Genomic DNA, 25,333 nt, shown 5'->3' with positions numbered 1-25,333 from the left:
AGACATAGCGAATACTGGATGTCTTCCCGACTATCTGCTCGGCCGAGGAGACTAACGAGACACAGGACCCGCGAGTCTCCGATGAACGGGGCACTCGGGATGGACGCCGTCACCACCTGTCGAGCGGCCTCGCTCACTACTCTTGCACGACCTGCCAGCGAACGTGACCACTTCGGCGAATCCGAAGATTAGCTAAACGACCCGATGCCGTAACGAGAGGCGACTAAATCATGAGTGCAGACGATATTCCCGAAGACCGTCCGGACGAGGAGACGACGTCCGAGGCCGAGACCCCCGAGATGGCGACGGAGTCGGCACCGATGGAATCTGACCCGGCAGCGATGGACTTCGACCAGTCCGAGCAGCTGACGCCGGAAGCGGCCGGTATCGCGTCCTCCTACTCGACCATGATAGCCGTCGGTGCCGTGCTGGCGATACTGGGGTTCCTCGCTATCGTGTTCCCGATCTTCACGAGCCTCTCCCTCTCGGTGGTGTTCGGTGCGGCGCTCGTCGTCGGTGCGTTCGTCCAGATCGCCCACGCCTTCTCCGCGAAGAAGTGGACGGGCTTCCTGTGGCAGACCATCCTCGCGCTGGTCTACGGGGTCGCCGGAATCATGGTCCTCGCGAACCCGGTCCTCGGCCTCGCCTCGCTCACCTTCCTGCTCATCGGGTACTTCTTCGCGAGCGGCGTGGTCCAGCTCGTGATGGGCCTGCAGACCCGCGGACAGCCGAACTGGGGCTGGCTACTGTTCAGTGGGGGCCTCGGCATCCTCGTCGGGGTCATGCTGTTCCTCGGCCTGCCCTCGACCGCCGCGTGGGCCGTGGGACTCCTCTTCGGAGCCAACCTCCTGGCCTCTGGCCTCTCGATGATAATGCTCGCTGTCGGGGCGAAGGAGGCGGCCGAGGCTGGGGAAGTCACGCCGCCCACCGCGAAGCCGGGTGGCGTCTGAGCGAGCAAACCGGCACCACCAGCCACCCATGTCGACTGCTGCACCAACCGAGCCCGCCACGGACGCCGACCACCCCGAGCTGGCCGAGAGCCGGCGGACGCTGTGGCTCGTCGGGAGCCTGCTCGTCCTGTTCGGGCTGGTCGCCATCGTCTTCCCCCACGTGAGCAGCGTGTCGCTCGCACTCCTGCTGGGGACCATCCTCGTCGCCGGGGGCGTCCTCCAGGTCGCCCACGCGTTCTCGGCGACGAACTGGCGGGGCTTCGTCTGGCAGGGCCTCGTCGCGGTCCTGTTCACCGGACTCGGTATCCTCGTCCTCGTGAACCCGACCATCAGGTTCCTGTCGCTGTGGCTCCTGCTCGTCGGCCTGTTCCTCGCCGTCGGGCTGGCGCAACTCGTCCTCGGCCTCGCCATCCGCGGCGACCCGAACTGGCAGTGGCCCATCCTCGCCGGATGCGTCTCCATACTCGCGGCGGTCCTGTTGTGGCTGGGGCTCCCGGCGACCGAACCCTGGGCCATCGGCCTCGTCTTCGGTATCGCCCTCTCCGTAACCGGGCTCTCGCTGGTCATGCTAGCGCTCGGCGCGAGGCCCCCGGCGGGCTTCCAGGAGGAGACGGCAGCGGCTGCTCGGCCGGGTGAGAGATAAGAATCGAAATCGGTCCTGCTCAGGGGTGACCGGGCTTGTCGCCGTAGAAGTCCCGGCGCTTGAACATGAACTTCATGTCGCCCTGCAGCAGTATCTCGCCGTCCTGGTTCGTCGTCTCGGCATCGATGACGACGAGACCGGCGTCGTCGCGGGACTCGAACTCCTTGGTCTCGGTGACCTCGAACTCGGCCTGGATGGTGTCGTCGATGAACATCGGGTTGGGGACGTCCATGTAGTTCATGCCGAGGAACGCGATGACGGTGCGCTCGACGAAGCCACAGCGCTGGACCATCCCGGTCGTCAGGATGAACGTCATGGGGCCGTGGCCGATGCGCTCGCCGAAGGGGCCGTCCTCGGAGTACTCCGCGTTGGTGTGGAGTTCGGTCCAGTCGTCGGCGAACATCGAGTGGAAGACGAAGTCGGACTCTGTGACGGTCCGGCCGGCGCTCTTGAACGTCATTCCCTCTTCCATGTCCTCGAAGTAATGCGGTTCGTAACTGTAGACCATGACCGACTGGTTCACCCGGTGCCCGTATAAATGGTACCCCGTCTACACGCGGGCGTTCTGTGCGCTACCGCCAGTTCAGTGCTGGGTCTCGTAGGCCATGTCGTCGTAGCCGGCCTGGCTGCCGCGGCCGCGAGCGCGCTCGAAGTCGTCCTCCCAGAGGACGTGGGCGAGGAAGCCGCCGGCAGCGCCGAGACCGATGGTGTAGAGTGCGCCGATGACGGCGAAGATGGCGACGATGAACAGCATGAATACGACGCCCATCGCCGCATCGGCCCCGCCGAGGGCACCGAGGAAGCCGAACCCGACGAAGAACACGCCGAGGAACAGCATCGGGATGAGCGAGATGACCCCGGCCGCGGCCCCGATCTTGATGTTTCCGCCGCGTTGGGTGTCCTTCTCGAGGTAGCCGGAGATGAGACCACCCAGGACCGGCGAGAAGGGAACGAACGACAGTACGATAGCGGCGATTCCCCCGATTGCCGCGTTGATCCAGAACCCGTTCTCCGAACTGCGCTCGTCGAAATTGAGAGCCATATCGTTCATATCTCCCCCTCGAAATATAAAGATACGTACTAGTCACATGTTGGCACAGAGGGTGAGCACCCCCGCGTGTAGACGGGGGTGGCTATTTTACGTGGGCGGGTGAACGCAACCGTATGCGAGATGCGTACGTCGTCGGGGCGGGCCAGTCAGAGTACGGTTCGTTTCCCGACGAGAGCTACCGGTCGCTGTTCGAGACCGCCTTCGAGGCGGCGGTCGAGAGCGTCGACCACGGTATCAACGCGGACGACTTCGACGAGGCGGTCGTCGGGACACTGGGCGTCGGCGGCCGCCAGCTCGGCCTCGCCGGGCCGGCGGTCACCGAACACGTCGGGCTCCACGGCGTGCCCACGACGCGGGTCGAGAACGCCTGCGCGGCCTCGGGCTACGCGGTCCGGCAGGCGGTCCAGGCCGTCAAGTCCGGGATGGCCGACGTGGTGCTGGCGAGCGGCGTCGAGATAATGACCGACATGTCCGGCGACGCCACGAAGTACTGGCTGGGTGTGTCGGGCGAGACCGAGTGGGAACGCCTCTCGGGGACGACCTTCGCGGGCGTGTACGCCCAGATGGCCAGCGCACACATGGCAGAACACGGGACGACGAAGGAGCAGCTCTCCCACGTCGCGGTGAAGAACCACAGCCACGGCGCGATGAACCCGCACGCCCAGCTCGGCTTCGAGTGTTCGCTGGAGGACGCGATGAACGCGCCGACCATCGCGGACCCGCTGAACCTGTACCACTGCTGTCCGACGACCGACGGGGCGGCCTGTGCCATCGTCGTCAGCGAGGACGTCGTCGACCAGTTCACCGACGAGCGCGTCCGGGTCGCGGGTGTCGGCGCGGCCTCCGACCGCGTCGGGCTGTTCCAGCGCGACACCTACACCAGCGTCCCGGCGTCGAAGATGGCGGCCGAGACCGCCTACGAGATGGCCGGGATGGGACCGGAGGACATGGATTTCGCGGAGGTCCACGACTGCTTCGCCATCGCGGAGCTGATGGCCTACGAGGACCTCGGCTTCTGCGAACCCGGCGAGTCCGGCAAGCTCGTCGCCTCCGGCGCGACCGATTACGGCGGCGACGTGGTCGTCAACACCTCCGGCGGTCTCAAGTCCAAGGGTCACCCCATCGGGGCGACCGGCGCAGGACAGGTCGTCGAGGCGTTCAAGCAACTCACCAACCGCGCCGGCGACCGGCAGGTCGAGGGCGCGACCCGCGGCCTGACCCACAACGTCGGCGGGAGCGGCGGGGCCGCCGTCGTCCACCTGTTCGAGCGCGAGACCCCTGACGCCGCCGCGGGCGAGGAGGTGAGCGCGTGATGGCGAACGGAATTCGTGCGGTCGCGGGCTACGCACCTCGCTTCCGCATCACGGCCGACGAGTTCGCCGAGGCGTGGGGTCGCTTCGAGGCTGGCGGCATCGAGGAGAAGGCCGTCGCGGGCGCGGACGAGGACGCGCTCACGATGGCCGCCGAGGTCGCCCGCGACGCCCTGCACGCCGACGGCACCCACGGTGAGGCGGTCTCGTATCTCGCGTTCGCGAGTTCGACGCCCCCGCTCGCCGAGGAGGACCTGACCGCCCGGCTGGGTGCGATGCTCGGCGTCTCCGAGACCGCAGCGAGGCGCTCCTACTCGGGGAGCACCCGCGCCGGTACACAGGCACTCCTCGACGCCATCGACTCGGACGTCGGCGACGGTATCGGTCTCGTCGTCGTCGCGGACTGCCCGCGCGGGCACCTGGACGGCGCGGTCGACCACGCCGCCGGGGCCGGGGCGGCGGCGTTCGTCGTGGTCGACGAGGGCCTGGCGCATGTCACCGACCGCGCCGAGTACGCGACGCCCTACCCGGGCACCCGGTTCCGGGAGACCGGCAGCGACCGCATCGAGGGGCTGGACGTGACGAACTACGACCGGAAGGCGTTCCGCGAGGTCGTCACCGGCGCGGCCGACCAGCTCGGGCAGGTCGCCCCGGATGCTGCAGCTGTCCAGTCACCCGACGGCCGGCTCCCGTACCGCGTCGCGGGTGGCCTCGGCGTCGACACCGACACCATCGCGGCCTGTGCCACGGTCCACGACCTCGGCGACACCGGCGCAGCCAGCGTCCCGCTCGGCATCGTGAAGGCGCTCGCGGCCGACGACCAGCAGACGATTCTGGGCGTCAGCTTCGGCAGCGGTGCCGGCTCGGACGCCTTCGTCGTCGAGTGCGAGTCCGGCCTGCCGAGTTCGCTCCGGCTCGACGGCGACCAGCCCATCAGCTACGCCGAGTACCTGCGTCAGCGCGGCGAGGTCACCTCGGGCCCGCCCTCGGGCGGCGGTGCCTACGTCTCGGTCCCAACCTGGAAGCGCTCCATCCCGCAGCGCTACCGCCTCGAGGCCGGGCGCTGCCCCGAGTGCGGGGCGCTCAACTTCCCGCCGGAGGGAGCCTGCAACGCCTGCAACACCCGGACCGACTACGACCCGGTCGAACTGGCCGGGACGGGGACGGTCGAGGCCCTGACGACCATCTCGCAGGGCGGTGCCCCCCCGGAGTTCGCGGAGCAGCAGGGGAAAGCCGGTGACTTCGGGGTCGCCGTCGTCGCACTCGATGGGCCCAAGGACGGGTCGGTGAGTGCCCCTGCGCAGGTGACCGACGCGGCTCCCGACGCGCTCTCTGTGGGGGACACCATCGAGACGGTGATTCGGCGCATCTACACGCAGGAGGGCGTGACGAGGTACGGATTCAAAATCAGACCACAGGGATGATTTTGAATCGCGGTTCACCTCGTGAACCGCAGTTTCAAGATTAGACCGCAGAAAGACTGACTCGGACCGCGTTCCGTTCCGTTCTGTTCCTCTTGCGTCCTTCTCGCTTACTCGGCAGCCGCCTCAGCCTCGGGCTCGACCACTACCTGCTGGGCCGGGAACAGTGCCACACAGGCCACCGCGACGACCACGTGCATCGCCATCAGGACGACGACGCCAGCAGGGGTCGCGTTGGGGTCCTCGATGAGCAGGGCGAAGTCGGGGATGAACGACAGCGCGAGGACGGCGACGACGATGCGGGTGAACGTTCGCTCGGGGTCCTCGACGCGCCGGGTGAGCCCCCAGTAGACCACGGCGGCCCCTGCGCCACCGACCGCGGTCAGGAACAGGACCGGCGGGTACGCCAGTGGCTGGAAGCCGGGGGCGACCGATAGCGACTGGGCGATGGCGAGCAGGATGGCGTTGCCGACCATCGCCAACACGAGGACGAGGGCGACGCGGACCGGGAACCCGTAGACGGCGACTGACCGGCGGACGGCGGTAAGTGCGAAGTCGAGGCGCATACGACACATACGCGGGCTGGCGAGATAACGTGACGTCTCAGGGGAGCCGCGAACTCCGTGGATACTCCCTTCCCCGAAGTTTCCCGGTAGGCAGCACGTTCCCGGGTGGTCACGGGGTCGCCGAGAGGTAATCACCCCTGCGTGCCTACGTCACTCAGAGACTATGGGCCGCGAACTCACGCGCCGACAGAGCCTCGGCCTGTTCGGGGCGAGTGCGGTCGCCCTCGGCATCGGCGGTGGTGTGCTCGGCGACAGCCTGACGCGCCGAGACTGTGCTACCGGGTCGGTGACGCGAGTGGCGACGACGGTCATCGGCGCGGAGTTCACCGGCCTGTTCGCCACCGGGGACGGGACCCTCTTTTGCAACGTCGCCCATCCCGATTCGACGAACGAGAAACCGTACGACTGCGGTGGGGTCGGCGTGTTCGAGGGCGTCGACGTGACGGCGCTCCCCGACGAGGTCGACGCGCTCACCTACCCCTGGACCCGGCACGGGAAGCGGACGTTCCGGTCCTGCCTCGGAACCCATCGCGTACTGGTCAACGGGGGAGACAAGACCGCGTCAGGGGAGGGCCTCGGCATCACGTACGCGACGGACGGCACGAAATTGACCGACGCGAGCCAGCCCGATTTCAACGGGTTCGTGCCGTTCCCCGGGGACCGGAACCAGGGCTACCTCTACACCGCGTGGGAGCAGATTCCGGCGGCAGTCAGTCGACTACATCTCCAGAACACCGCCGAGGGGTGGACGGTCCGCGGCGGCGAGAACCTCGACCTCCGCCCGGTCGAGGGCCTGTGGAACACCTGTTTCGGGACCGTCTCGCCGTGGGGCACCCCGCTGCTCTCGGAGGAGTACGAACCGCCGGCTGCGAACTGGTACGCGGGCGCGACCTGGCGCGACGCCCACGAGTCGGTCGAGCGCTACCTCGGCCGGCCCGGGAACCCGTACCGGTACGGCTGGATCGTCGAGGTGACGGACCCGCTCGCCCGGACGCCTGGTATCGAGAAGCGCTTCGCTCTCGGCCGGTTCTCCCACGAGAACGCGGTCGTCATGCCCGACCAGCGCACCGTCTACCTGAGCGACGACGCGGCCGGCGGCGTGCTGTTCAAGTTCGTCGCCGATAGCCCGGGGGACCTCTCCGCCGGAACCCTGTTCGCCGCCCGGCTCACGCAGGACTCGGGCAGCGACCCCGGGCAGGTGGGCTTCGACATCGAGTGGCTGCGGCTGGCCCACGGGACCGAGGCCGAGATCGCGTCGTGGGTCGCCGAGTACGACGGGCAGGGGCCCGGCGGCCGGTACATCACCCGCAAGGACGTCCAGGAATGGGCAGCAGGCAACCGCCGCGACGACCGCGCGGCGTTCCTCGAATCCCGCCGCGCAGCCGTCGCGAAGGGGGCGACCGCCGAGTGGAACAAGATGGAGGGCATCAACGTCCGGCCGGCTGCGATACCCGGTGACTTCCTCTACATCGCCGTGTCGTCGGTACAGGGTACGATGCTGTCGAACGAAGTGAGTGAGGCGAACGCGCGCCCTCGCGACGAGATCTCCCTGAACCGGCTCCCCTACGGCGTGCTGTACTGTGCACAGCTCGACGGCGACTTCGACATCTCGCGAGTCGAGCCGGCGGCGGTCGGCTCGCGGACGACCTTCTGGGGGCCGGACAACATCGTCGTCCTCCCCGATGGCCGGGTCCTCATCGGTGAAGACGGCCCCCACGCGCCGAACCAGCTCTGGCTGTTCGACCCAGACAATAGTTAGCACGCACCACACCGATACACACGCTGTGCTGCCGAAGCGGCAACGCTTACGACGCTCGACCGAGCGGTATCAGTCATGAACGTCTGTGTACTCGGCGCAGGGACGATGGGACATGGAATCACACAGGTCTGTGCCATGGCCGGGCACGAGGTCACGATGCGCGACATCGAAGAAGAGTACGTCGAGAACGGCCTCGACGGCATCCGGGGGAACCTCCAGGGTGGCGTCGACCGCGGGAAGGTCACCGAGGCCGAGATGGCGGAGACACTCGACCGCATCGACACCGCGGTCGACCTGGCGGACGCGGTCCCCGGGGCCGACATCGTCATCGAGGCGGTCCCGGAGCGGATGGACCTGAAGAAACAGACCTTCGAGGACGTCGAGGCCCTCGCGGGCGACGATACCGTCATCGCTTCGAACACGTCCTCGCTCTCGATTACCGAGATAGCCAGTGCGCTCGAGCGCGACGAGCGCGCCGTCGGACTCCACTTCTTCAACCCGGTCCACATCATGCAACTGGTCGAGATCGTGGTGCCGGAGCAGGCCAGCGAGGAGACGGTCGCGTTCGCCGAGTCGTTCGTCGACGGCATCGACCGCGAGCCAGTGACGGTGCGGGACTCCGCGGGCTTTGCGTCCTCGCGTCTCGGCGTCTCCCTCGGGGTGGAGGCCATCCGGATGCTGGAGGAGGGCGTCGCCTCGCCCCAGGACATCGACGCCGCGATGGAACTCGGCTACAACCACCCGATGGGCCCCATCGAACTCGGTGACGTGGTCGGGCTCGACGTGCGCCTGGACATCCTCGAGTACCTGCGCGAGGAACTCGGCGAGCGCTTCCGGCCGCCACAACTGCTCAAGCAGAAGGTCCGCGCCGGCAAGCTCGGCAAGAAGACCGGCGAGGGCTTCTACGTCTGGGAAGACGGCGAGATAGTGGGCACGAGCGGCAACTGGGGTGACGACTGATGGGTGAGGAGTCGACCGACACAGGGACCGACGACGTACTCGCCGCGGCCGAGGACTGTGAACTCGTGTCCGTCACGGTCGGCGACCACGCCGAAGGCGTCGCGACCATCGTTCTCGACCGACCCGATTCCCGCAACGCCCTGAACGCCCAGCTCCGCCGGGAACTCAAGGCGGTCCTCGACGCGGTCGAATCCGACGCCGCGGTCCGGGTCGTGGTCCTCACCGGCTCGGACGAGTCGAGTTCGTTCGTCGCGGGCGCGGACGTGACGGAACTGCGCGAGCGCGACGCCATCGAGCAGCGCGACGCCTCGAAACGCCCCCGCGTGTACGAGTACGTCGACGACCTGGAGAAGCCGGTCATCGCCCGTATCAACGGCCATTGCCTCGGCGGCGGGTCGGAGCTCGCACTCGGCTGTGACGTGCGCATCGCCCAGGAGGGGTCGAAGCTCGGCCAGCCCGAGATCAACCTCGGCATCATGCCCGGCGGCGGTGCGACCCAGCGTCTGCCCCGGCTCGTGGGCGAGGGGCAGGCGATGCGACTCATCCTCTCGGGTGAACTCATCGACGCCACGGAGGCGAAAGACATCGGCCTCGTCGACGAGGTGTACCCCGAGGACGACCTCGACGAGCGCGTGTACGATCTTGCGGGCAAGATGGCGTCGAAGTCCCCGCTCGCCCTGGAGATCGCCAAGAAGGCAGTGAAGGCGGGTTCCCGGATGGGGCTGGAGGAGGGCATCGAGTACGAGGCCGAGCTGTTCGCGTTGCTGTTCGCTAACGAGGACAAGAACGAAGGTATCGACGCGTTCTTCGAAGACCGCGAGCCCGAGTGGCAGCCACGCTGACGTCGGAAGCGGAACACCACGTTATCTGGTACCTCATCACACGATTCGTGTGAGCCAGTTGAATCGTTCAGTGCTGCTCGAGACCGTTCAAAAGCGATTCTAAACATTCCTTTCTGCGCACGTCGCGTGAAAGCACGGGTGCGCCCACGCCCACGTGAACGGCGAAAACGGTCCATAACCGTAATCCCCCTATATGTTAACGGACTGCAATGCAGTGAACGATGAGAGGAGCTTCCCTGACAGACGGTCTCCCTGCTGGGGCCAGGAGACTCGATGGCAGCCGTGGTGCGACTCACCGGGCAGAGCGAGGGCAGTCGGCCGTCATGGCCGTCATCCTCCTCGTCGGCATCGTGGCCATCGGGACGGTCTCGATCGTCGTCCTCGGCGGCGTGGCACTCCAGGAATCGCAAGACGACGCCGAAGACCAGCGCATCGAGCAGGTCTTCGTCCAGCTCGACGAAGGCGTCGACACCGTCGCCCTGGGCGGTGGGTCGACCCGCGAGATCGACTTCGACATCAGAACGAAGGAAGGCGCCGTGTTCCGCAAGAACACCGGTCGCATCACCGTCTTCGCCAACGGGAGCGAGATAGCCAACGAGTCCTTCGGTTCCATCGAGTACCGGCGTGACGACAGCACCTACGCCTACCAGGCCGGTGGCGTCTGGCGTGGCACCGGTGCCGACGCGACGATGGTCGCGGCCCCACAGTTCCACTACCGCGACGGGACGCTCAACCTCCCCATCCCGACGGTGACCGGCGAGGAGGAACTCTCCTCCGGCGTCGTCGAGATATCGAAGAACCAGACGAAGGCCCCGGTGAACAACGTCGGCTACGTCGAAGGGAAGCTCGTCACGGTCGAGATCGAGAGCAAGTACTACAACGGCTGGGCCCAGTACCTCCGTGACCGGACCAACGACGTGGCGGTGAAGGTCGACGAAGCGAACGAGACGGTCATCGTCAAGCTGGGCCGACCGGTCGCCGACACCAACTTCAGCTCGGGAGTGTACGCCACCGGCGGTGGTGGCGGGACCGTGGCCGCCAACCACTCGAACGCACAGATCGACGGTCCGGTCCGGGCAGAGGGCGACATCTCGAACGGGTCGGACATCACCGGTGCCACCGAGGAGAACGTCGACTCGGGTCTCACTGCTATCGACACCGTGATCTACACCAAAGTCAGGACGGCCCGGAACGACACGTCCATCCAGACGGTCAACCCCCTGAACACGACGCTCGACGGCGGCGAGACCTACTACGTCGATTCTGATATCACGACTGGTGGCTCGGATGTAGACGTGGACCTCAGCGGTGGCAACGTCACCCTCATCCTGAACGGTAGTCTGTACATGGAGGGCGACGAACTCGATATCGACAATCCGTCCGGAAACGCCTCGTTCAAGGTTTACATGACGGGTCACTACGGTCAATCGGGTGGCTCGGTCGGGTACGAAAACGAGTCCAGGCGACTCCAGCTCTACGGGACGTCGGACAGTACGGTCTACATCACTGGTGGGAACGGAACTGAATTCTTCGGCACCTTCTACGCCCCACGTGACGATTCCGCGGTCAACTCTAGCGAACCGAACACTGCCTACGACCACTTCAAGAACGGGAACACCTGCGACGGCTGGGACGTCTGCCTCAGCTCGGGGCACGCAGATATCGTCGGGGCGATCGTCGGTGGCTCCACCAAGCTCAACACGAACACGGAGATGACCTACGACACGAGTCTCTCCACGCTCGATCCCGACCTGCAGCTTCAGGACGGCGTGTTCCCCCCGCCGATCACGTTCCTCCACGTCTCCGTCCACGAGGTCGAACTCGACGACGGTGAGGACGACGAACGTATCCTCATTGCCGACAGTGCAGTGGTCTCGGCAACGAGCTGAGCCTCTACGAGCGCCCTCACTGACGAACCCCGTCTCTTTTCGAACGGCCTGAACCACTTCGTTCCGACAGGCGTGACGCAGTCCGTCGGACGAAATGTTATCGCGCTGAGTAGTTGAAATCGTGAGGACGAGCACCGACGAACTGTTCGGACGTCAGTCACGAACGACGTCGTGAGACAAAAGTACCTTGTGGCCGAACGAGGGCCTTCGGAGGAATCCCTCCAGATGGGTCTATCGCCACGAGAGGTGCTGTAGCGCATTTATACTACAAGATTCGGAATCAATTAATAACATTTCAAGGTGTTCTTGCGTTCGAGTAGGGTAAAAAAATCGATTTCTATTTACGTGTCGGGTGCATTTCCTGTTACGATGATACGTCCCACCACGTCGGGGGGGAAACCACGAGGGGGACGTCGAACCGGTTCATCGCCACACACGGACCGCAGCCAGACGGCCGTGGTAGCGATGGTGCTTTTGATCGGGCTCGTCACCATCGGTGTCGTGTCCATCCTGGTGGTCGGTGGGCTCACACTCGAGCAACAGCAATCCGAGACCGAGACGAAACGAATCGAGTACGCGTTCCTGGAGCTCGGCCGGACGGTCGACTCGGTGGCGTTGAGCGACGACGGCTCCGGTCAGGTCGACTTCGCCCTGCGGACCAAAGAGGGAGCTGTCCACCGCAAGAACACCGGGCGAATCACCGTGACCGCCAACGGCACCGAGATCGCGAACCAGACCTTCGGGTCTATCGAGTACCGCAAGGACGAGACGGTGTACGCCTATCAGGCGGGCGGCGTCTGGCGGGGTACCGGTGACGAGGCGATGATGGTCGCTGCCCCACAGTTCCACTACCGCGACGGCACACTCAACCTCCCGATTCCGACCGTCTCCGGCGATGACCGCCTCGCTGGTGGGAAGATCACGCTCCGGAAGAACGGGACGCGCTCGCCGATCAACCGCGTCGGCTACGTCGAAGGCAAGCTCGTCACGGTCGAGATACAGAGCGAGTACTACGCCGGCTGGGCACAGTACCTCCGGGAGCGGACGAACGATGTGGCCGTCTCGGTCGACGAGGCAAACCAGACGGTCGTCGTCAAACTGGGTCGACCGCTCATCGACGGCGACTTCGCCCAGGGCGTGTACGCCACCGGTGGTGCCGACGGTGACGTGAAGGTCGACGCCAACGGGAACGCGGGGGGAATCACGGGCCCGGTGAAGGCCGAAGGAGACATCGACAAGAAGAAGAACAACTCGATAAACGGCTCGGAGGAGTCGAACGTGAACGCAGATCTGACGGAGATCGACCCCGCGATCGACCGGATGGTCGAGAGCGCGAAGCAGAACGGGTCGAAGCCGCGGCCCAACCCACTGACCGAGGAACTGGACGAGGGCAAAACCTACTACGTCGATTCCGACATCGTCTCGAGCGGTAACGACATCGAGGTCGACCTCGCGGACGGGAACGTGACCCTCATCGTCAACGGGAGCATCGCCCTCGAGGACGGCGGCATCGAGATACACAACGCGAGCCCGGGGACCGCCTTCCGCGTGTACAGTACCGGCCACTTCGGCCTGAAGAACGGTCAGGCCGGTCTCACCGGGCAGGCGCAGTACCTCCAGATATACGGCACCTCGGACATGCAGGTCGGCTTCACCGGCGGGAGCACCGCGTTCTACGGGACCATCTACGCACCGCGGGACGATCCGGCGCTCGACCCGGGCGAGACCAACGTCGCGACCATCGACACGAAGAGCAAGTGCGACGGCTGGGACGTCTGCATCGCAACGGGGAACAGCGCCATCGAGGGTGCCATCGTCGCCGGGCCGACGTACGTGGGGTCGAGTACCGGGTTGACCCACGACCCGAGCCTCGTGAGCACGGAACCCTCCCTCCAGCTCGAAGACGGCCTGTTCCCGCCGCCGATCACGTTCCTCCACGTCTCCGTCCACGACGTCAAACTGGACGACGACGACGACGAGCGCATCGTGCTCGCACCGGCGGCACATCGCCCGCCACTGCAGCGATAGGCTACCCGAGTTGGGGACCGGGTTCGAGCTGTTCTCCGGACGCCATTCGGACCACTACTTCACCGGCTGGGCCTTTCCCGAAGACTACTGCGATGAGTGTCCATTGACCGCATAGTGGCCACAACGTTCATACGCGAACTGGATAGCGAGATATGATTATACTATTGAAACTTACGGCCGATTAAGCATCACCCATCACCAATGGTCTCTGAGGCTTTAAAACATCTCTACACGATTCTGAGCTATTGTTTCTTAAAAAAATACACCTATGTTATATTTTCAAGAGCATAGTTTTACTCCACACCTAAGGCAGACCTTACAATTCTTATTTATATTCTGGTGACTACTCGAAACTGTATGAGACGTCTCTCCGCGAGGGGGGGAGACGACACGTCGTCCGGGGGGACACACGAACCGAACGAACGAGGGCAGAGCGCACTGTTAGCGGTGGTGTTGCTCATCGGACTGGTGAGCATCGGTGCAGTGTCTATCATCGTCATCGGTGGGCTCACGCTCGAAGAAACCAAAGAGGACACCGAATCACAGCGTATCGAGCAGGTGTTCATCGAACTCAAGAAGAACGTCGGGTCGGTCGCGCTCGGCGAGGGCGCGAACGAGGTGACCGACTTCGACATCCGGACGCGCGAAGGCGCGATCCACCGGAAGGACACTGGGCGTATCGAGGTGTACACCCAGAACATCGACATCGCGAACGAATCCTTCGGGTCCATCGAATACCGCCGCGGCGACACCGTCTATGCCTACCAGGCGGGCGGCGTCTGGCGCGGTACCGGTGCCGACGCGAGGATGGTCTCCTCACCGTCGTTCTACTACCGCGATGGCACGCTCAACCTCCCGATTCCGATCGTCTCGGGCGAGAAACGCATCAGCTCCGGCGTGGTCGAGATCCGGAAGAACCGGACGATGTCGCCGATCAACCGCGTCGGCTACGTCGAGGGTGAAATGGTCACCGTCAAGATCCACAGCGAGTACTATGCCGGCTGGGCGGAGTACCTCCGTGACCACACAAGCGAACGGGCCGTGACCGTGTACCACTCGAACCAGACGGTGACCGTGGAACTCGGGCGGCCGATCCTCAACGGAGACTTCGGACAGGGCGTCTACGCCACCGGCGGCGACGAAGGTGACGTCATGGTCCAGAACGGGGACGCGACCATCCAGGGGCCCGTGCGCGCGGAAGGTGACATCAACGTGAACGGGGCCGGTGAGATCATCGGGTCGACGATGCCCAACATCGAATCCGGGCTCTACGAGCTCGACCCGGCCATCGAACTCAAGATCGAGGGGGCACGGAACAACAGTTCGGTCATCACCCCCAACAATCCCGGTAACAACATCACGATGGAAGGTGGCAACACGTACTACCTGGACGGGGATATCGACCTCTCCAGCAACGACGTCCGGGCCGACCTCGAGGACGGTGACATCAGTCTCGTTATCAACGGGAGTATCTCCCTCGACAGCGCCGACCTCGAACTCGAGAACCCGACGGACGACCACGTTCTGCGGATATACATGAACGGGGACTTCGGACTTCGAAACGGCCAGGCAGGAATCGCGAACGAGTCCGAGCGGCTGCAGATCTACGGCACCTCCGATATGCAGGTCGCGATCACCGGTGGTGGCGGCTCTTCGACGCAGTTCTACGGAACTATCTACGCACCCCGTGACGCACCCGCGGTGAACGAAACCGAGACGAACGCAGCCGCGCTCTCCAGCGAGACCAAGTGTGAGGGGTGGGACGTGTGTATCGTCGGTGGGAGCGCCCACGTCGAAGGAGCCATCATCGGCGGGCCGACCAACATCGAACAGGACGCAGACCTGATCTACGACCCGGATCTCAAGGACGTCGAACCCTCACTCCAGATCGAGGACCAGCTGTTCCCGCCGCCGATCACGTTCCTCCACGTCTCGCTCCACGAGGTCGAACTCGACGACGGTGAAGACGACGAGCGTATCGTGCTCGCACCCTCGTCGGTCCACGCCGCTGACGCCTGATCGGGTATCGCGGTAGTCGAATCGAACGGAGAAACGCGCTTATTCTGCCGCGGGATGCACGAGATTCCGCATGAGCTTCGTGACGTTGGCCTGTTCGTCGATCTCCTGCGGGTAGATGCCCATCGGGACGACGAAGTCGGACTCGTGGCCGACCGCGCCCGTGAGGAGGAGGTACACGTCGACCTCGTTCCCGCTGAGGGTCGCGGTCCCCTCGAACTTCGTCACGGTCTTCGCGGAGCCGAGTATCTGGACGGCGAACTCGTCGACCTGCTGGCCCACCGAGAAGCCCTCGTACTGCGACTGGATCTGCTTCGCCAGCTTCCGCTCGTCCCAGTCCTTGATGGGGTTGAACGACTGCCCGGCGACTTCGACCTTCGGTGAGGAGATGAGCGCGAACACGCCCGCCTTCTGGCTCGACGCGATGGGCAGGTCGAGCGTCTTGTAGTACTGGGTGACCCAGTTCGTCACCTTCACCGTCTTCTCCTGGCCCGCCGCGGAGAACGTCTTCTCGATGGTCTGTTCTTTCGGCTCCTGCTTGACGTAGTTCGTGTCGCTGGCGACCTGCTCGTCGACGGCGGCCTGGTCGGCCGCGAACTCGCTCGTTCCAGAGAGGATGCCGAGACATCCGGCTGTCGCCGCGATTCCTGCACTGGCACTGCCCAGCAACGTCCGTCGGGTCAGCTTCATACCCGTCGGTCACTCTGCAGGGGATAAAAGTCTGTCCGCCTATCATGCTCGGGGTCGACCCTCGGCGACCCCTCGCGCTGCCCTCAGTAGTGGAACGAAGTGCCGTCGTCGGTGTCTTCGACAGTGACACCCATCGCTTCGAGTTCGTCCCGGAGCTCGTCGGCACGGTCGTAGTTGCCAGCTTCGCGCTCGGCCTCGCGCACGTCGAGGACCAGCTGGATGACCTCGTCGGCAACACTCGCCTCGCCGCCGGTCTCGGCACCGAACTGGAAGCCGAGAACGCCCCCACCGAGTTCCTCGAACGTGTCGATGGCATCGTGCAGGGCGCGGTAGTCGTACTCGTCGCGGTCGGCGAGGTGCCTGTTCACCGCGGTTGCGAGTTCGAGCAGGGCCGTCGTCGCCTCGCGAGTGTTGAAGTCGTCGTTCATCCCCTCCGCGAACTCGCGGCGGGTGCGCTCGACCGCGGACTTCAGGTCGCGGTCGTCGACCTTCGTCCGGGCCGCGGTGGAATCGCAGGCCTCGACCGCGGCGCGGTAGCCGCGTTCGAGCCGTTCCCAGCGTTCTCTGGCCTCGGTGAGCGTCTCGTCGCTGAAGACCGCCTTGTTGTGGTACGCCGTCGAGACGAGGAGCATCCGGACCACGTTCGGTCCCTCCTCGCGCAGCAGGTCGGCGACGGTGGTGAAGTTACCCAGGCTGGAGGACATCTTCTCGGCCTTCGTCTCCAGCAGGCGGACGTGCAGCCAGTAGTTCGAGAACTGCTGGCCGGTCGCGGCCTCGCTCTGGGCGACCTCGTTCTCGTGGTGGGGGAAGACGAGGTCCATCCCGCCGACGTGGATGTCGATGGTCGAGTCGAGGTGGGTCATCGACATCGCCGAGCACTCGATGTGCCAGCCGGGCCGGCCCTCACCCCACGGCGAGTCCCACGTCTGGCCGCTCGGGCACTCGTCCTCGCCCAGCGGATGGCCTTCCTTGCGGTGCTCGCGGACCGCCTCGGGCTTGACGCCGTCGGCCTTCCACAGTGCGAAGTCCGCGGGGTGGCGCTTCTCGGCAAGTTCGTCGGGGTCGCCCTGCTCCTCTATCTCCTCGACCTTCTGCCCGGAGAGTTTGCCGTAGTCCTCGAAGGTGGTGACGTCGAAGTACACCGACCCGTTGGACTCGTACGCGTGTTCCTGGTCGATGAGCGTCTGGATGAGGTTGATGATCTCCGGGATGTGCTCGGTGACGCGGGGGTACACCTCGGCGCGCTTGAGGTTCAGCCCGCGCATGTCGTCGAGCACGTCCTGGATGTAGTGCTCTGCGACCTCGGCTTCGTCTTCGCCGAGTTCGGGGTCGCCCGCGCGGGCGACAATCTTCTCGTTCACGTCGGTGAAGTTCTCGACGTGCTGGACGCCGTAGCCCAGGTGCTCCAGCCAGCGGTGCATCACGTCCACGTGTACCCAGCCGCGGGCGTGGCCGAGATGGGCGGGGTCGGAGACGGTGAGGCCACAGTAGTAGAGCAGCACATCCTCGGGGTCCTGTGGCTCGAACGCCTCCTTCTCGCCCGTCAACGTGTTCGACACGTACAGGGTCATTACCCTGTTTTTCCCCGGCAGTCCTTTTAATGCATACGGTGACTGGTCACGGCGTGTCACTCGCTGGCTCCCGGACGGCCTCGGCAGCCGCCTCGACGGCCCGGAGCGCGTTGGCGGCCTCCCGCCGGCCGACGAGTACGACGAGTGCGCCCCCGTCGAACCCGAGCGCGGCGACGCCCACGTCGTCGGTCTCCAGCTGCCCGAGCGCCTGCTGGCAGAACGCCGCGTCGACCGCTCCCGTCGCCAGGATGGCGGTGGACTCACCACCGGCTGTCTTCCCGTACCCCTGCTCGCTCACCCGAAGCAACGGCTCGGCATCGGCCTCCTCCGGGACCGGGCCGATACCGCTCTGCATGGTGACACGGACGTCCCGGCTGCCGGTCTCGAACGCTGGCAGGGCATCTGCGTAGCGTCGCAGTGCCGTCGCCACCGCCTCTGCCTCCCCGTCGACCGACAGAAACCGGGCGGCCGCAGAATAGTTCACCACACCCGCTCGCAGGGCTGAAAGCAGGAACGGATGTTCGTCGGCCGCGTCGCGTGTCTCCCTCGCCAGCGTCATACCCCACAACGAGACTGCGGGCGGGATAAACGACGCGGTCGCCGGGCCGCAGTCGTTCGGTTACGGCCGTCCCAGCTTGGGATAGCTCCGCGGAATCGTGAACCCGGCCCGTTCGAGGCGGCGCTCTTCGCCGACGAGGGTCTGGACCCACGACTCGCCGGCCGGCGTGAGCGCCGCGACCCCGTACCGGATGGGTGCGCCCTGCACGGTCTGTTCCGACAGCTCGTAACTGACGCTCGCGTAGGTCTCGCGCCGCATCGGGTCAGAGAAGTCGATGCGGTCGGGGAGGCCGACGTATGGGAGGCCGCGCTCGACCGCCATGTTCCGGTAGGTGAACGCCGCGTCGATGCCACCGGCTTCGAGCGCGTTCAGGAGGCCGGTCTCCGCGAAGATGCGGGACTCGTCGAGCACCGTGTCGGTGTCGAGTCCCTCGGCGAGTTGCAGCGCCATCACGGTCCGGTAGCCCAGCGGGTCGAGTTTCGGGTCGGTCCGCCCGAGTTTGATTTCGGGATTACGAACTGCCTCGCGCCAGTCCTCCTGGACCGACTCTGCGTGGTCGGATTTCGGGTCGTAGGTCAGCACCAGCGCGTTCGTCGCGAACAGCGTGAACTCCCTGGTGATTCCCCGGAAGAGCGCCGGGTCTGCGAGTGCGATTGCGTCCGGGTGTCGGAGGTCGTCGCGGACGAGCTGGGCGACGGTGGCCGAGCCGTGGGCCTCGATGCTCGCGCCGGGGGTGTTGGAAGCGACCGTGAGGAGGGAGCCCGCGACCAGGGCTGTGGGTGCGTCGTCGGAGGCCGAGAGCTGGCTGTAGGCTGCGCTTCCGAGGATACCCGTGGCCCCGGCCGCGGCGAGTGCCTGGAGGGTCCTGCGACGCGTCGGCATGTAACTGTCTATGCGAACCTTCCGGTGGTAGCGTAATGAATACTGGTTTCTATTCTCGGAAGATTGGAATCGGCTGCATGAGTCGACACTGGTCCGATAACAGTACAGGCTACCGGCCGTCTCGCCGGAGAATCGGGTGGTGTTCTGCCTTCAGCGGCGTCCCGTTTCCGCCCCTGCCGCTCCTGAGTCCTTTGGGACGACCTCGTACCGACTCTGGAACGGGAAGTTGACGCTTCGCTCGCCCTGCTCGTACTGGATGTCCCGGATGGGGTCGTAGTACGCGTCGGTGTAGACGACGTCCCAGGTCACCTCGAAGCGCTCGCCCACCCCCTTCGGCGTATCGGTGTGCGTGAACAGGAACAGGTCCTCGGTCCCCTCGACCGCGTACTCCTCCCACTCCTCGTAACTGTCGAGGACGAAGCGCTGTCCGTCGAACCTGAACGTCTGTCGGGTCTTCTCGAAGAACTCGCGGATCTTCTCGTCGGAGAGGTCGAAGAACACCCACCCGTTCTCCAGCCGCAGGAACTGACCGGCCTCGACCGTTCGCTCCCCCGATGGGAACGCGGACACCTGTTGCACGGGTGCGTTCTCGTTCGGCAGCGTCCCCCCGACGGGTTGCTTTCCACCCTCGTTAGCTGCCCCTGCCGATGCGACGAGTGGTATGCTCGCGAGCGATGCCCCCACGGATTGCAGGACCGTTCGTCTCTGCATATCCACGACCAGTCGTTGAAAACCAATTAATATCTGGGACTGTTTACTCAGTTTATACTATCGGATGCGCCTGCCGGCTCCGAGTTCGGGGCAGCAGCAGCAGCCGTCGCTGACTCGGTGTTGATTCGAGAAAATGGGGACGGAGGGATTTGAACCCCCGATCGACTGATATCTCCGGTGTGTGCGCCTCGGAACTCCAGAGGGTCGTCGTCGCGAACCGATGATCAGTCGGCCGCTCGGTATATCAGCTGGAGTTTCGTCCCGGGCGCGTGGCCTCTGGAGTCAGTCGCCATGCCTGGCTTGGCCACGTCCCCTTCGCTCTCTCGTTTGGCGGTTCGCACTAAAGGGGTTTCGATTCAAACTGATTCGAACGACTGCTCAGTCGCGGTCGTCGTCGGCCCACGAACACTCCTGGCACTTGTAGCCGGTGACGAGTTCGGTGACGCTCGGCATGTAGACGACCGAGAGCACGTCGCCGCCGCAGTCGGGACACTCCCGGTCGGCGTCTTCGATGTTCTCGGCTTCCATGACGGACTCTCCCTCGACGAGTTCGGCGAGGCTCTTGGGGGTGACCATGCGACCCTCCACGACGCGGTTGCCTGTCATGGTGGAAACGGAACGCCGGAAAGCCGTAAGCCCTCCGGTCAGTCAGCGGAGCGCTCAGTCGGCCGCGTCGGCGTGCTCGGTGGGGGTGTCGACCGGCTGCCCGTCGCCGGCGCTGGGGTCCAGCGCGAGGATGGCCGAGACGGCCATGACGGCGAGCGGGGCGGAGTTCACCTCGATGATGCCGACGATGGAGAGCGCCAGCAGGCCGAGGGCGACCGCGCTCCCGAAGCGGAAGCGGTCGACGTCCATGCGCTGGCGGAGCTGCGGGCCCGCGATGGCGACCAGCAGGGCGAAGATCGCGCCGACGCCGGCCGCGGCGGCGGCCCTGGCGACGAGGGACAGGTCGGTCGCCAGCGCGAGCTGGGGGTTCGAGAGGTCGAGGCTGACCAGCAGGCCGATGCCGACGACCACTGCGGGCCGGGGGAGGTACTCGCCCACGCGGGCGGACGCGGTCTTTGCGGCGACGGCGGCGATGACGATTGCAGCGGCGCGCTCGAACCTGTGCGGGTTGAGGATGCTCTCGATGGTGGGGGCGATGGCGGCCTCGATGGCGGCGAGGACGACCACGCCGACGCCGACGAGGGCGACGCTGGCGATTATCTGGCGGTGGGTGCCGTCCATCTCGGCGAGGATGACCGCGACGGTGGCGCTGCCGCCGAAGACGAGCAGGCCGACCTGGACGATTCCGATAGTGGTATCGAGCGCCCCTGCGAGGACGAGTGCGGGGAAGATACCGTCGACGAGCGAGAGGCCCATGACGGTCGCGAGGAGTCGCGTCTTTCCGCCGACGATACCCTCCAGTTGAAGCGCGACGGGATGGCGTGACGTACTCATCGATCAGCTGGTGGTTGGGCCTGACCCGTGGCCCCGGGGTGGGAACGGTGGCGACGCGATGCGGGGGCGTCGGCGAACCGTTTGGTGGGCCGAAGGAGTGTAAATGTCTCCGCCAGGGAACGTGCGGTGTCGTCTCGAACCTGAGCGAACGTTCGCGTGGTGAAATCCGTGGCGGAGTTCATACTCACATCACAGACCCCTGAATTGATAAGGATTGTGTGAGACGAGTGGCCAAACGCCAACGATATACTGGGACCTTTTTAAACCCGCGCTACGCTCCGTAGCCGATGTGCATATTTACCCGAGAGAGCCTATCTTTGTCCACTGCTCTTGTCGGGGTCTAGAGGTGTGAAAGGGAACGGCACGGAGCGACTGTCTCGGAACGCTTTAGTGGCACTCGTGCGGACCACTTATATGGCGAAGGACGCTCACGAGGACGGCAGATTCTCCGAGAAACTCCGCGTACCAGAGGCATTGACCTTCGACGATGTGCTACTCCGACCGAAAGAGAGCCGCGTCGAACCCGACGAAGCCGACCTGACATCTCGCGTGTCGAAGAACGTCGAGCTTCCAGTTCCCGTTCTCTCGGCCGCGATGGACACCGTCACCGAGGCAGACATGGGCATCGCGATGGCTCGTAACGGCGGGCTCGGCGTCATCCACCGCAATCTCGACGTCGACGAGATGACGGCCCACATCGAGCGCGTCAAGCGCGCCGACGAACTCATCATCCGCGACGTCGTCACGGCGAACCCCGACCAGACGGTCGAGGAGGTCGACGCGATGATGGCACGCGAAGGCGTCAACGGTGCCCCCGTCGTCGACGATGACGACAGGGTTCTCGGCATCATCTCCGGGACGGACATCCGTCCGTACCTCGAGGTCGGTGAGCAAGACCGCGTCAGCGAGGCCATGACCGAGGAGGTCATCACTGGTCCGAAGGGGCTGAACGCACGCGAAGGTCTCGAACTGATGTACGAGCACAAGATCGAGCGCGTCCCCATCGTCGACGAGGACAATCGACTCATCGGGCTCGTCACGATGCAGGGTATCCTCCAGCGCCGCGAGTACGACAACGCGGCCCGCGACGACGACGGGCGTCTCATCGCCGGTGCGGCCGTCGGCCCGTTCGAGGTCGACCGTGCAATCGCGGCCGACGAGGCCGGCGCGGACGTCCTGTTCATCGACTGCGCGCACGCGCACAACCTCAACGTCATCGACAGCGCTCGCGAGATCAAGGAGAACGTCGAGGCCGACGTGGTCGTCGGGAACATCGGGACCCGGGAGGCCGCCGAGGACCTCATCGACTTCGCGGACGGGCTCAAGGTCGGCATCGGCCCGGGCTCCATCTGTACGACCCGCATCGTCTCCGGCTCTGGCATGCCCCAGATCACCGCCGTCTCCGAGGTCGCGGACGTGGCGACCCGCCACGACGTGCCCGTCATCGCAGACGGTGGTATCCGGTACTCCGGTGACGCCATCAAGGCCATCGCGGCCGGGGCGGACGCCGTGATGCTCGGTTCGTACTTCGCGGGGACCGACGAGGCCCCCGGCAGGGTCGTCAAGATGCAGGGCAAGAAGTACAAGCAGTACCGCGGCATGGGCAGCGTCGGCGCGATGCAGTCCGGTGACGGCCAGCGCTATCTCAAGGACGACGATGAGGACGAGGACTACGTCCCCGAGGGCGTCGAGGCCGCGACCCCGTACAAGGGGCCGCTGAGCAAGGAACTCCACCAGCTCGTCGGTGGGATGCAGTCCGGCATGGGCTACGTCGGTGCCGAAACCATCCCCGAATTCAAAGAGCGCTCGGAGTTCGTTCGCGTCTCCGCGGCAGGCCAGACCGAGAGCCACGCCCACGACGTGATGATCACCGACGAAGCACCGAACTACCAGCCCGACTGAAACCAGTCTTCACAAACCAGTCTTCGCGGTCCTTCCCGCCCGCCTCACAGGGGGCGAACACTACTCTGTTTCTGCGGCGGTCGCACCCGTTTCTGCCTCGAATCAATGGGACGCGTTGCACAGGTGATGGCGTCGAAATCGGCCACAGTGGTCTGACAGCCAGCCAGAAACAACGAGAAAAACGGCCTACAGACTGTCGCCAGCGATACGAACCGCGACGTAGGGGACGACCAGCAGCAGCGAGACGACGAACCCGAACGCCACCACGATTCCCAGCGCGGGCGTGACGAACCACGCCAGCCAGAGGAACTCGAGGGCGAGCAGCATGGCCAGGACGACACGGCCGACGGAGAGGCTGTCGACGAGTGCCGCGAGGTCGGTCTGCCACGACGGTTCCTGGATGTCCGGGACGGCGGACGGCGTTGGCTCCGGGGCGGGTTCTGGGTCGGCGATCGGGTCGAGTTCGACGACGGGATCGGCCTCGGCCGGCAGGATATCGAGGGTCTCGTTGCTCACGTGTGTTCACCACTACCACGTACCACACCTGCGGCAAAAAGTGTATTCTGAAGAACATTTCAGACAGAACGGCAACTGAAATTCTCTTCACAGCCGATGTATCAGCCCGGGACCTGACTCAGGCCGCCCGGGTCCGCTCCGCCTCAACCACCGAGAGCGATTCGTCCACCGTCACGTAGAGGGTCTCTTCGCCGAGAGTCACGGCGACGCCGAACTCGTAGGGGTCGCTCGACAGGGTCGTCACCGCGTCGCGGTCGACGCAGAACGCCAGCTCCCAGGACGGAACTGCGCTCACGTCGACGCCGTGGTCGTAGTAGAACGCCACGACCGGGGCTTTGCCGAGCAGCGTCTCGCCCACGCTCGTGCGGAGTTCGCCGGAACAGCGGTCACAGCGGTAGTGGACGAGGTTGTCGCAGTGTGGGACCGCCTTCGGTCGTGCCGGGGTGTCGTCCGACTGCGTCGTGTCCTCCTCCACGTGTTCCTCGGTCCAGTCCCGCTCGACGAATTCGTGGCCCATCTCGCCACCACAGTACGGGCAGATGCCCGAGACGGCCGAGGTGATCATCGACCGGGTCTGGTGGTCGAAGGTCTGCAACAGGCCAGCGTCGGACTTTCCCTCCGCCCCGCCCGGGAGGAACGGGACGTGGTGGACGAAGTGCCGACAGTCCGGGCAGGAGATGGTGAGCATGTCGTCGCAGTAGTGCGCCTCCAGCAAGCCATCACAGGCCGGGCAGGGGCTCTCGGTCTCGATGGTCCACGGCTCGTTCTCTCCCAGCGCCGTCCCCGCGAGCAGCGCCTGGTAGAGCGCGACCGCGGAGTACCGGAGCCGATACCCGTCGTCGGTCTGCGTGACGAACTGTCCCTGCAACTGGCGGAGGTGGTAGCTGAACTGGCCACTGTCCTTGATGCCCGATGCCCGCTGGAGGTCCGAGTACGACAGCGTCTTGCCGGGTGACCCGATGAGCGCCCTGACGATACGCAGGCGAACGTCGCTCGCGAGCGGTCGGAGCACGTCCTCCACCCTGGTCGTCTCCCCCTCGAACGCGTTCCGCTGTTCGACCATGCTCCACTGGACGTCGGTGCGCAGCAAAGGCGTATCGCAGCCCATGTGGAGCGGTAACAGTTATCATGGATGGCTGCGAATTCGAACCGGACCTGCATGAGTGTCATCGATTCGCTAAAGAACGCGTTCCGAACCGACAGCCCCGAGCCGACGCCCGAATTCCGGTGCCAGTTCTGTGAGAACGAGTACGAGACGGCGTACAGTATCTGCCCCAGGTGCGGCAGCGAACGGATCGAACCCATCGGCCAGGACGACTGAAACCCACCCATCTTTCCGCGACCCAGAACCAGTGAGCCATCGGGCCGCCGTGCCAATCCACTGTGGCAGAAAACTCATTACGATGGCCCGGCGACTTCGAATTGCAATGCATCCCCGCATTGCGCGTCGGCCGGCCCTCCGTCAGTCGTCGCCCCCCACGGCCGCCGACGTTACCGGGTCGCGCGTCCTGCCCACCGCGTGACCCGTCCCCTCATCGCCATCCCATCTTCGTGGGCCGAACCGGGTTCCCAACCCCACCCGGGTCGGCCCCGCTTTTCGACCAGACGAGTACTGACTCGTGGGTAT

The 25,333-nt window shown here is 65.3% G+C and carries 24 protein-coding genes and 1 tRNA gene; 12 read left to right on the top strand and 13 right to left on the bottom strand.

Annotated features, from left to right (window positions below; all coding sequences use genetic code 11):
- The first annotated feature begins 230 nt into the window (after positions 1-230).
- Both ACSC1S_RS08850 and ACSC1S_RS08845 read left to right on the top strand, forming a co-directional pair.
- On the top strand, positions 231-950 hold the full coding sequence (locus tag ACSC1S_RS08850; RefSeq protein ID WP_435363995.1) for an HdeD family acid-resistance protein: 720 nt from the start codon (positions 231-233) through the stop codon (positions 948-950).
- Between the two features lie 28 nt (positions 951-978).
- Complete coding sequence (locus ACSC1S_RS08845) at positions 979-1,593, top strand: HdeD family acid-resistance protein (RefSeq protein WP_435363994.1); 615 nt, start codon at positions 979-981, stop codon at positions 1,591-1,593.
- A gap of 19 nt (positions 1,594-1,612) precedes the next feature.
- Here the strand turns inward: ACSC1S_RS08845 and ACSC1S_RS08840 are convergent, their stop codons facing one another.
- A complete protein-coding gene (locus tag ACSC1S_RS08840) occupies positions 1,613-2,101 on the bottom strand; it encodes a MaoC/PaaZ C-terminal domain-containing protein (protein ID WP_435363993.1) in 489 nt (162 codons plus the stop codon).
- A 75-nt stretch (positions 2,102-2,176) separates the two neighbouring features.
- Positions 2,177-2,635 (bottom strand): DUF5518 domain-containing protein, encoded by a 459-nt coding sequence (locus tag ACSC1S_RS08835; protein WP_435318512.1) that lies wholly within the window; start codon positions 2,633-2,635, stop codon positions 2,177-2,179.
- A gap of 122 nt (positions 2,636-2,757) precedes the next feature.
- Between ACSC1S_RS08835 and ACSC1S_RS08830 the strand changes: the two genes are divergently transcribed.
- Both ACSC1S_RS08830 and ACSC1S_RS08825 read left to right on the top strand, forming a co-directional pair.
- Entirely contained in the window at positions 2,758-3,957 is a 1,200-nt protein-coding gene (locus ACSC1S_RS08830; RefSeq protein ID WP_435363992.1) for a thiolase domain-containing protein, read from the top strand.
- Positions 3,957-5,378 (top strand): zinc ribbon domain-containing protein, encoded by a 1,422-nt coding sequence (locus ACSC1S_RS08825; RefSeq protein ID WP_435363991.1) that lies wholly within the window; start codon positions 3,957-3,959, stop codon positions 5,376-5,378. The genes ACSC1S_RS08830 and ACSC1S_RS08825 overlap by 1 nt, the downstream gene beginning before the upstream one ends.
- A gap of 107 nt (positions 5,379-5,485) precedes the next feature.
- Here the strand turns inward: ACSC1S_RS08825 and ACSC1S_RS08820 are convergent, their stop codons facing one another.
- Positions 5,486-5,941 (bottom strand): DUF6069 family protein, encoded by a 456-nt coding sequence (locus ACSC1S_RS08820; protein ID WP_435363990.1) that lies wholly within the window; start codon positions 5,939-5,941, stop codon positions 5,486-5,488.
- A gap of 163 nt (positions 5,942-6,104) precedes the next feature.
- Here ACSC1S_RS08820 and ACSC1S_RS08815 point away from each other — a divergent pair, with 163 nt between their 5' ends.
- The 6 genes from ACSC1S_RS08815 (at position 6,105) to ACSC1S_RS08790 (ending at position 15,438) form a co-directional block, all read left to right on the top strand.
- A complete protein-coding gene (locus ACSC1S_RS08815; RefSeq protein WP_435363989.1) occupies positions 6,105-7,700 on the top strand; it encodes an alkaline phosphatase PhoX in 1,596 nt (531 codons plus the stop codon).
- A gap of 75 nt (positions 7,701-7,775) precedes the next feature.
- Positions 7,776-8,660 carry a 3-hydroxyacyl-CoA dehydrogenase family protein gene (locus ACSC1S_RS08810; protein ID WP_435363988.1) on the top strand — a complete coding sequence of 295 codons (885 nt, stop codon included), beginning with the start codon at positions 7,776-7,778 and terminating at the stop codon, positions 8,658-8,660.
- The gene (locus ACSC1S_RS08805; RefSeq protein WP_435363987.1) at positions 8,660-9,502 is read left to right on the top strand and encodes an enoyl-CoA hydratase/isomerase family protein; all 843 of its coding nucleotides are present in this window, start codon (positions 8,660-8,662) and stop codon (positions 9,500-9,502) included. Before ACSC1S_RS08810 ends, ACSC1S_RS08805 begins: the two co-directional genes overlap by 1 nt.
- A gap of 221 nt (positions 9,503-9,723) precedes the next feature.
- On the top strand, positions 9,724-11,391 hold the full coding sequence (locus ACSC1S_RS08800; protein WP_435363986.1) for a DUF7289 family protein: 1,668 nt from the start codon (positions 9,724-9,726) through the stop codon (positions 11,389-11,391).
- A gap of 369 nt (positions 11,392-11,760) precedes the next feature.
- Complete coding sequence (locus tag ACSC1S_RS08795) at positions 11,761-13,419, top strand: DUF7289 family protein (protein ID WP_435363985.1); 1,659 nt, start codon at positions 11,761-11,763, stop codon at positions 13,417-13,419.
- A 357-nt stretch (positions 13,420-13,776) separates the two neighbouring features.
- Positions 13,777-15,438, top strand: coding sequence for a DUF7289 family protein (locus ACSC1S_RS08790; protein ID WP_435363984.1), 1,662 nt, complete (start codon positions 13,777-13,779; stop codon positions 15,436-15,438).
- 39 nt (positions 15,439-15,477) lie between these two features.
- Here ACSC1S_RS08790 and ACSC1S_RS08785 read toward each other — a convergent pair whose 3' ends face one another.
- The 8 genes from ACSC1S_RS08785 to ACSC1S_RS08750 all read right to left on the bottom strand — a co-directional run bounded on the left by ACSC1S_RS08785 (position 15,478) and on the right by ACSC1S_RS08750 (position 21,288).
- The gene (locus ACSC1S_RS08785) at positions 15,478-16,125 is read right to left on the bottom strand and encodes a DUF6517 family protein (RefSeq protein ID WP_435363983.1); all 648 of its coding nucleotides are present in this window, start codon (positions 16,123-16,125) and stop codon (positions 15,478-15,480) included.
- An 83-nt stretch (positions 16,126-16,208) separates the two neighbouring features.
- Positions 16,209-17,696, bottom strand: a complete 1,488-nt coding sequence (gene cysS, locus ACSC1S_RS08780) for a cysteine--tRNA ligase (protein ID WP_435363982.1) — start codon at positions 17,694-17,696, stop codon at positions 16,209-16,211.
- Between the two features lie 46 nt (positions 17,697-17,742).
- Positions 17,743-18,255, bottom strand: coding sequence for a DUF7523 family protein (locus ACSC1S_RS08775; RefSeq protein ID WP_435363981.1), 513 nt, complete (start codon positions 18,253-18,255; stop codon positions 17,743-17,745).
- 60 nt (positions 18,256-18,315) lie between these two features.
- Positions 18,316-19,137 carry an extracellular solute-binding protein gene (locus ACSC1S_RS08770; RefSeq protein ID WP_435363980.1) on the bottom strand — a complete coding sequence of 274 codons (822 nt, stop codon included), beginning with the start codon at positions 19,135-19,137 and terminating at the stop codon, positions 18,316-18,318.
- A 150-nt stretch (positions 19,138-19,287) separates the two neighbouring features.
- Entirely contained in the window at positions 19,288-19,848 is a 561-nt protein-coding gene (locus tag ACSC1S_RS08765) for a hypothetical protein (RefSeq protein WP_435363979.1), read from the bottom strand.
- Positions 19,849-19,982: 134 nt separating this feature from the next.
- Positions 19,983-20,162 (bottom strand) — tRNA-Trp (locus ACSC1S_RS08760).
- Between the two features lie 64 nt (positions 20,163-20,226).
- The gene (locus tag ACSC1S_RS08755; RefSeq protein ID WP_435363978.1) at positions 20,227-20,454 is read right to left on the bottom strand and encodes a DUF5795 family protein; all 228 of its coding nucleotides are present in this window, start codon (positions 20,452-20,454) and stop codon (positions 20,227-20,229) included.
- 54 nt (positions 20,455-20,508) lie between these two features.
- Positions 20,509-21,288 carry a DUF5794 domain-containing protein gene (locus tag ACSC1S_RS08750; RefSeq protein ID WP_435363977.1) on the bottom strand — a complete coding sequence of 260 codons (780 nt, stop codon included), beginning with the start codon at positions 21,286-21,288 and terminating at the stop codon, positions 20,509-20,511.
- A 414-nt stretch (positions 21,289-21,702) separates the two neighbouring features.
- Here ACSC1S_RS08750 and guaB point away from each other — a divergent pair, with 414 nt between their 5' ends.
- Complete coding sequence (guaB, locus tag ACSC1S_RS08745) at positions 21,703-23,190, top strand: IMP dehydrogenase (protein ID WP_435363976.1); 1,488 nt, start codon at positions 21,703-21,705, stop codon at positions 23,188-23,190.
- A gap of 186 nt (positions 23,191-23,376) precedes the next feature.
- Here the strand turns inward: guaB and ACSC1S_RS08740 are convergent, their stop codons facing one another.
- Together ACSC1S_RS08740 and ACSC1S_RS08735 are read right to left on the bottom strand one after the other, a co-directional pair.
- The gene (locus ACSC1S_RS08740) at positions 23,377-23,706 is read right to left on the bottom strand and encodes a hypothetical protein (RefSeq protein WP_435363975.1); all 330 of its coding nucleotides are present in this window, start codon (positions 23,704-23,706) and stop codon (positions 23,377-23,379) included.
- A 118-nt stretch (positions 23,707-23,824) separates the two neighbouring features.
- A complete protein-coding gene (locus ACSC1S_RS08735) occupies positions 23,825-24,769 on the bottom strand; it encodes an ArsR/SmtB family transcription factor (RefSeq protein ID WP_435363974.1) in 945 nt (314 codons plus the stop codon).
- Between the two features lie 96 nt (positions 24,770-24,865).
- On the opposite strand from ACSC1S_RS08735, the gene ACSC1S_RS08730 reads away from it, so the two are divergent.
- On the top strand, positions 24,866-25,027 hold the full coding sequence (locus ACSC1S_RS08730; protein WP_435363973.1) for a hypothetical protein: 162 nt from the start codon (positions 24,866-24,868) through the stop codon (positions 25,025-25,027).
- The last annotated feature ends 306 nt before the right edge of the window (positions 25,028-25,333 follow it).

This window comes from Haloarchaeobius pelagicus, assembly GCF_051207375.1.
Classification (GTDB): Archaea; Halobacteriota; Halobacteria; order Halobacteriales; family Natrialbaceae; genus Haloarchaeobius.
The sequence above is the reverse complement of the archived record's forward strand: the minus strand, read 5'-3'. Positions and strand labels throughout refer to the sequence as shown.

Coding starts and splice junctions, on each gene's coding strand:
- ACSC1S_RS08840 (WP_435363993.1), bottom strand. CDS start 2,101: ATGGTCTACAGTTACGAACCGCATTACTTCGAGGACATGGAAGAGGGA.
- ACSC1S_RS08755 (WP_435363978.1), bottom strand. CDS start 20,454: ATGACAGGCAACCGCGTCGTGGAGGGTCGCATGGTCACCCCCAAGAGC.
- ACSC1S_RS08850 (WP_435363995.1), top strand. CDS start 231: ATGAGTGCAGACGATATTCCCGAAGACCGTCCGGACGAGGAGACGACG.
- ACSC1S_RS08810 (WP_435363988.1), top strand. CDS start 7,776: ATGAACGTCTGTGTACTCGGCGCAGGGACGATGGGACATGGAATCACA.
- ACSC1S_RS08795 (WP_435363985.1), top strand. CDS start 11,761: ATGATACGTCCCACCACGTCGGGGGGGAAACCACGAGGGGGACGTCGA.
- ACSC1S_RS08805 (WP_435363987.1), top strand. CDS start 8,660: ATGGGTGAGGAGTCGACCGACACAGGGACCGACGACGTACTCGCCGCG.
- ACSC1S_RS08835 (WP_435318512.1), bottom strand. CDS start 2,635: ATGGCTCTCAATTTCGACGAGCGCAGTTCGGAGAACGGGTTCTGGATC.
- cysS (WP_435363982.1), bottom strand. CDS start 17,696: ATGACCCTGTACGTGTCGAACACGTTGACGGGCGAGAAGGAGGCGTTC.
- ACSC1S_RS08845 (WP_435363994.1), top strand. CDS start 979: ATGTCGACTGCTGCACCAACCGAGCCCGCCACGGACGCCGACCACCCC.
- ACSC1S_RS08820 (WP_435363990.1), bottom strand. CDS start 5,941: ATGCGCCTCGACTTCGCACTTACCGCCGTCCGCCGGTCAGTCGCCGTC.
- ACSC1S_RS08765 (WP_435363979.1), bottom strand. CDS start 19,848: ATGCAGAGACGAACGGTCCTGCAATCCGTGGGGGCATCGCTCGCGAGC.
- ACSC1S_RS08735 (WP_435363974.1), bottom strand. CDS start 24,769: ATGGTCGAACAGCGGAACGCGTTCGAGGGGGAGACGACCAGGGTGGAG.
- guaB (WP_435363976.1), top strand. CDS start 21,703: ATGGCGAAGGACGCTCACGAGGACGGCAGATTCTCCGAGAAACTCCGC.
- ACSC1S_RS08800 (WP_435363986.1), top strand. CDS start 9,724: ATGAGAGGAGCTTCCCTGACAGACGGTCTCCCTGCTGGGGCCAGGAGA.
- ACSC1S_RS08775 (WP_435363981.1), bottom strand. CDS start 18,255: ATGACGCTGGCGAGGGAGACACGCGACGCGGCCGACGAACATCCGTTC.
- ACSC1S_RS08830 (WP_435363992.1), top strand. CDS start 2,758: ATGCGAGATGCGTACGTCGTCGGGGCGGGCCAGTCAGAGTACGGTTCG.
- ACSC1S_RS08785 (WP_435363983.1), bottom strand. CDS start 16,125: ATGAAGCTGACCCGACGGACGTTGCTGGGCAGTGCCAGTGCAGGAATC.
- ACSC1S_RS08790 (WP_435363984.1), top strand. CDS start 13,777: ATGAGACGTCTCTCCGCGAGGGGGGGAGACGACACGTCGTCCGGGGGG.
- ACSC1S_RS08750 (WP_435363977.1), bottom strand. CDS start 21,288: ATGAGTACGTCACGCCATCCCGTCGCGCTTCAACTGGAGGGTATCGTC.
- ACSC1S_RS08770 (WP_435363980.1), bottom strand. CDS start 19,137: ATGCCGACGCGTCGCAGGACCCTCCAGGCACTCGCCGCGGCCGGGGCC.
- ACSC1S_RS08730 (WP_435363973.1), top strand. CDS start 24,866: ATGAGTGTCATCGATTCGCTAAAGAACGCGTTCCGAACCGACAGCCCC.
- ACSC1S_RS08825 (WP_435363991.1), top strand. CDS start 3,957: ATGGCGAACGGAATTCGTGCGGTCGCGGGCTACGCACCTCGCTTCCGC.
- ACSC1S_RS08815 (WP_435363989.1), top strand. CDS start 6,105: ATGGGCCGCGAACTCACGCGCCGACAGAGCCTCGGCCTGTTCGGGGCG.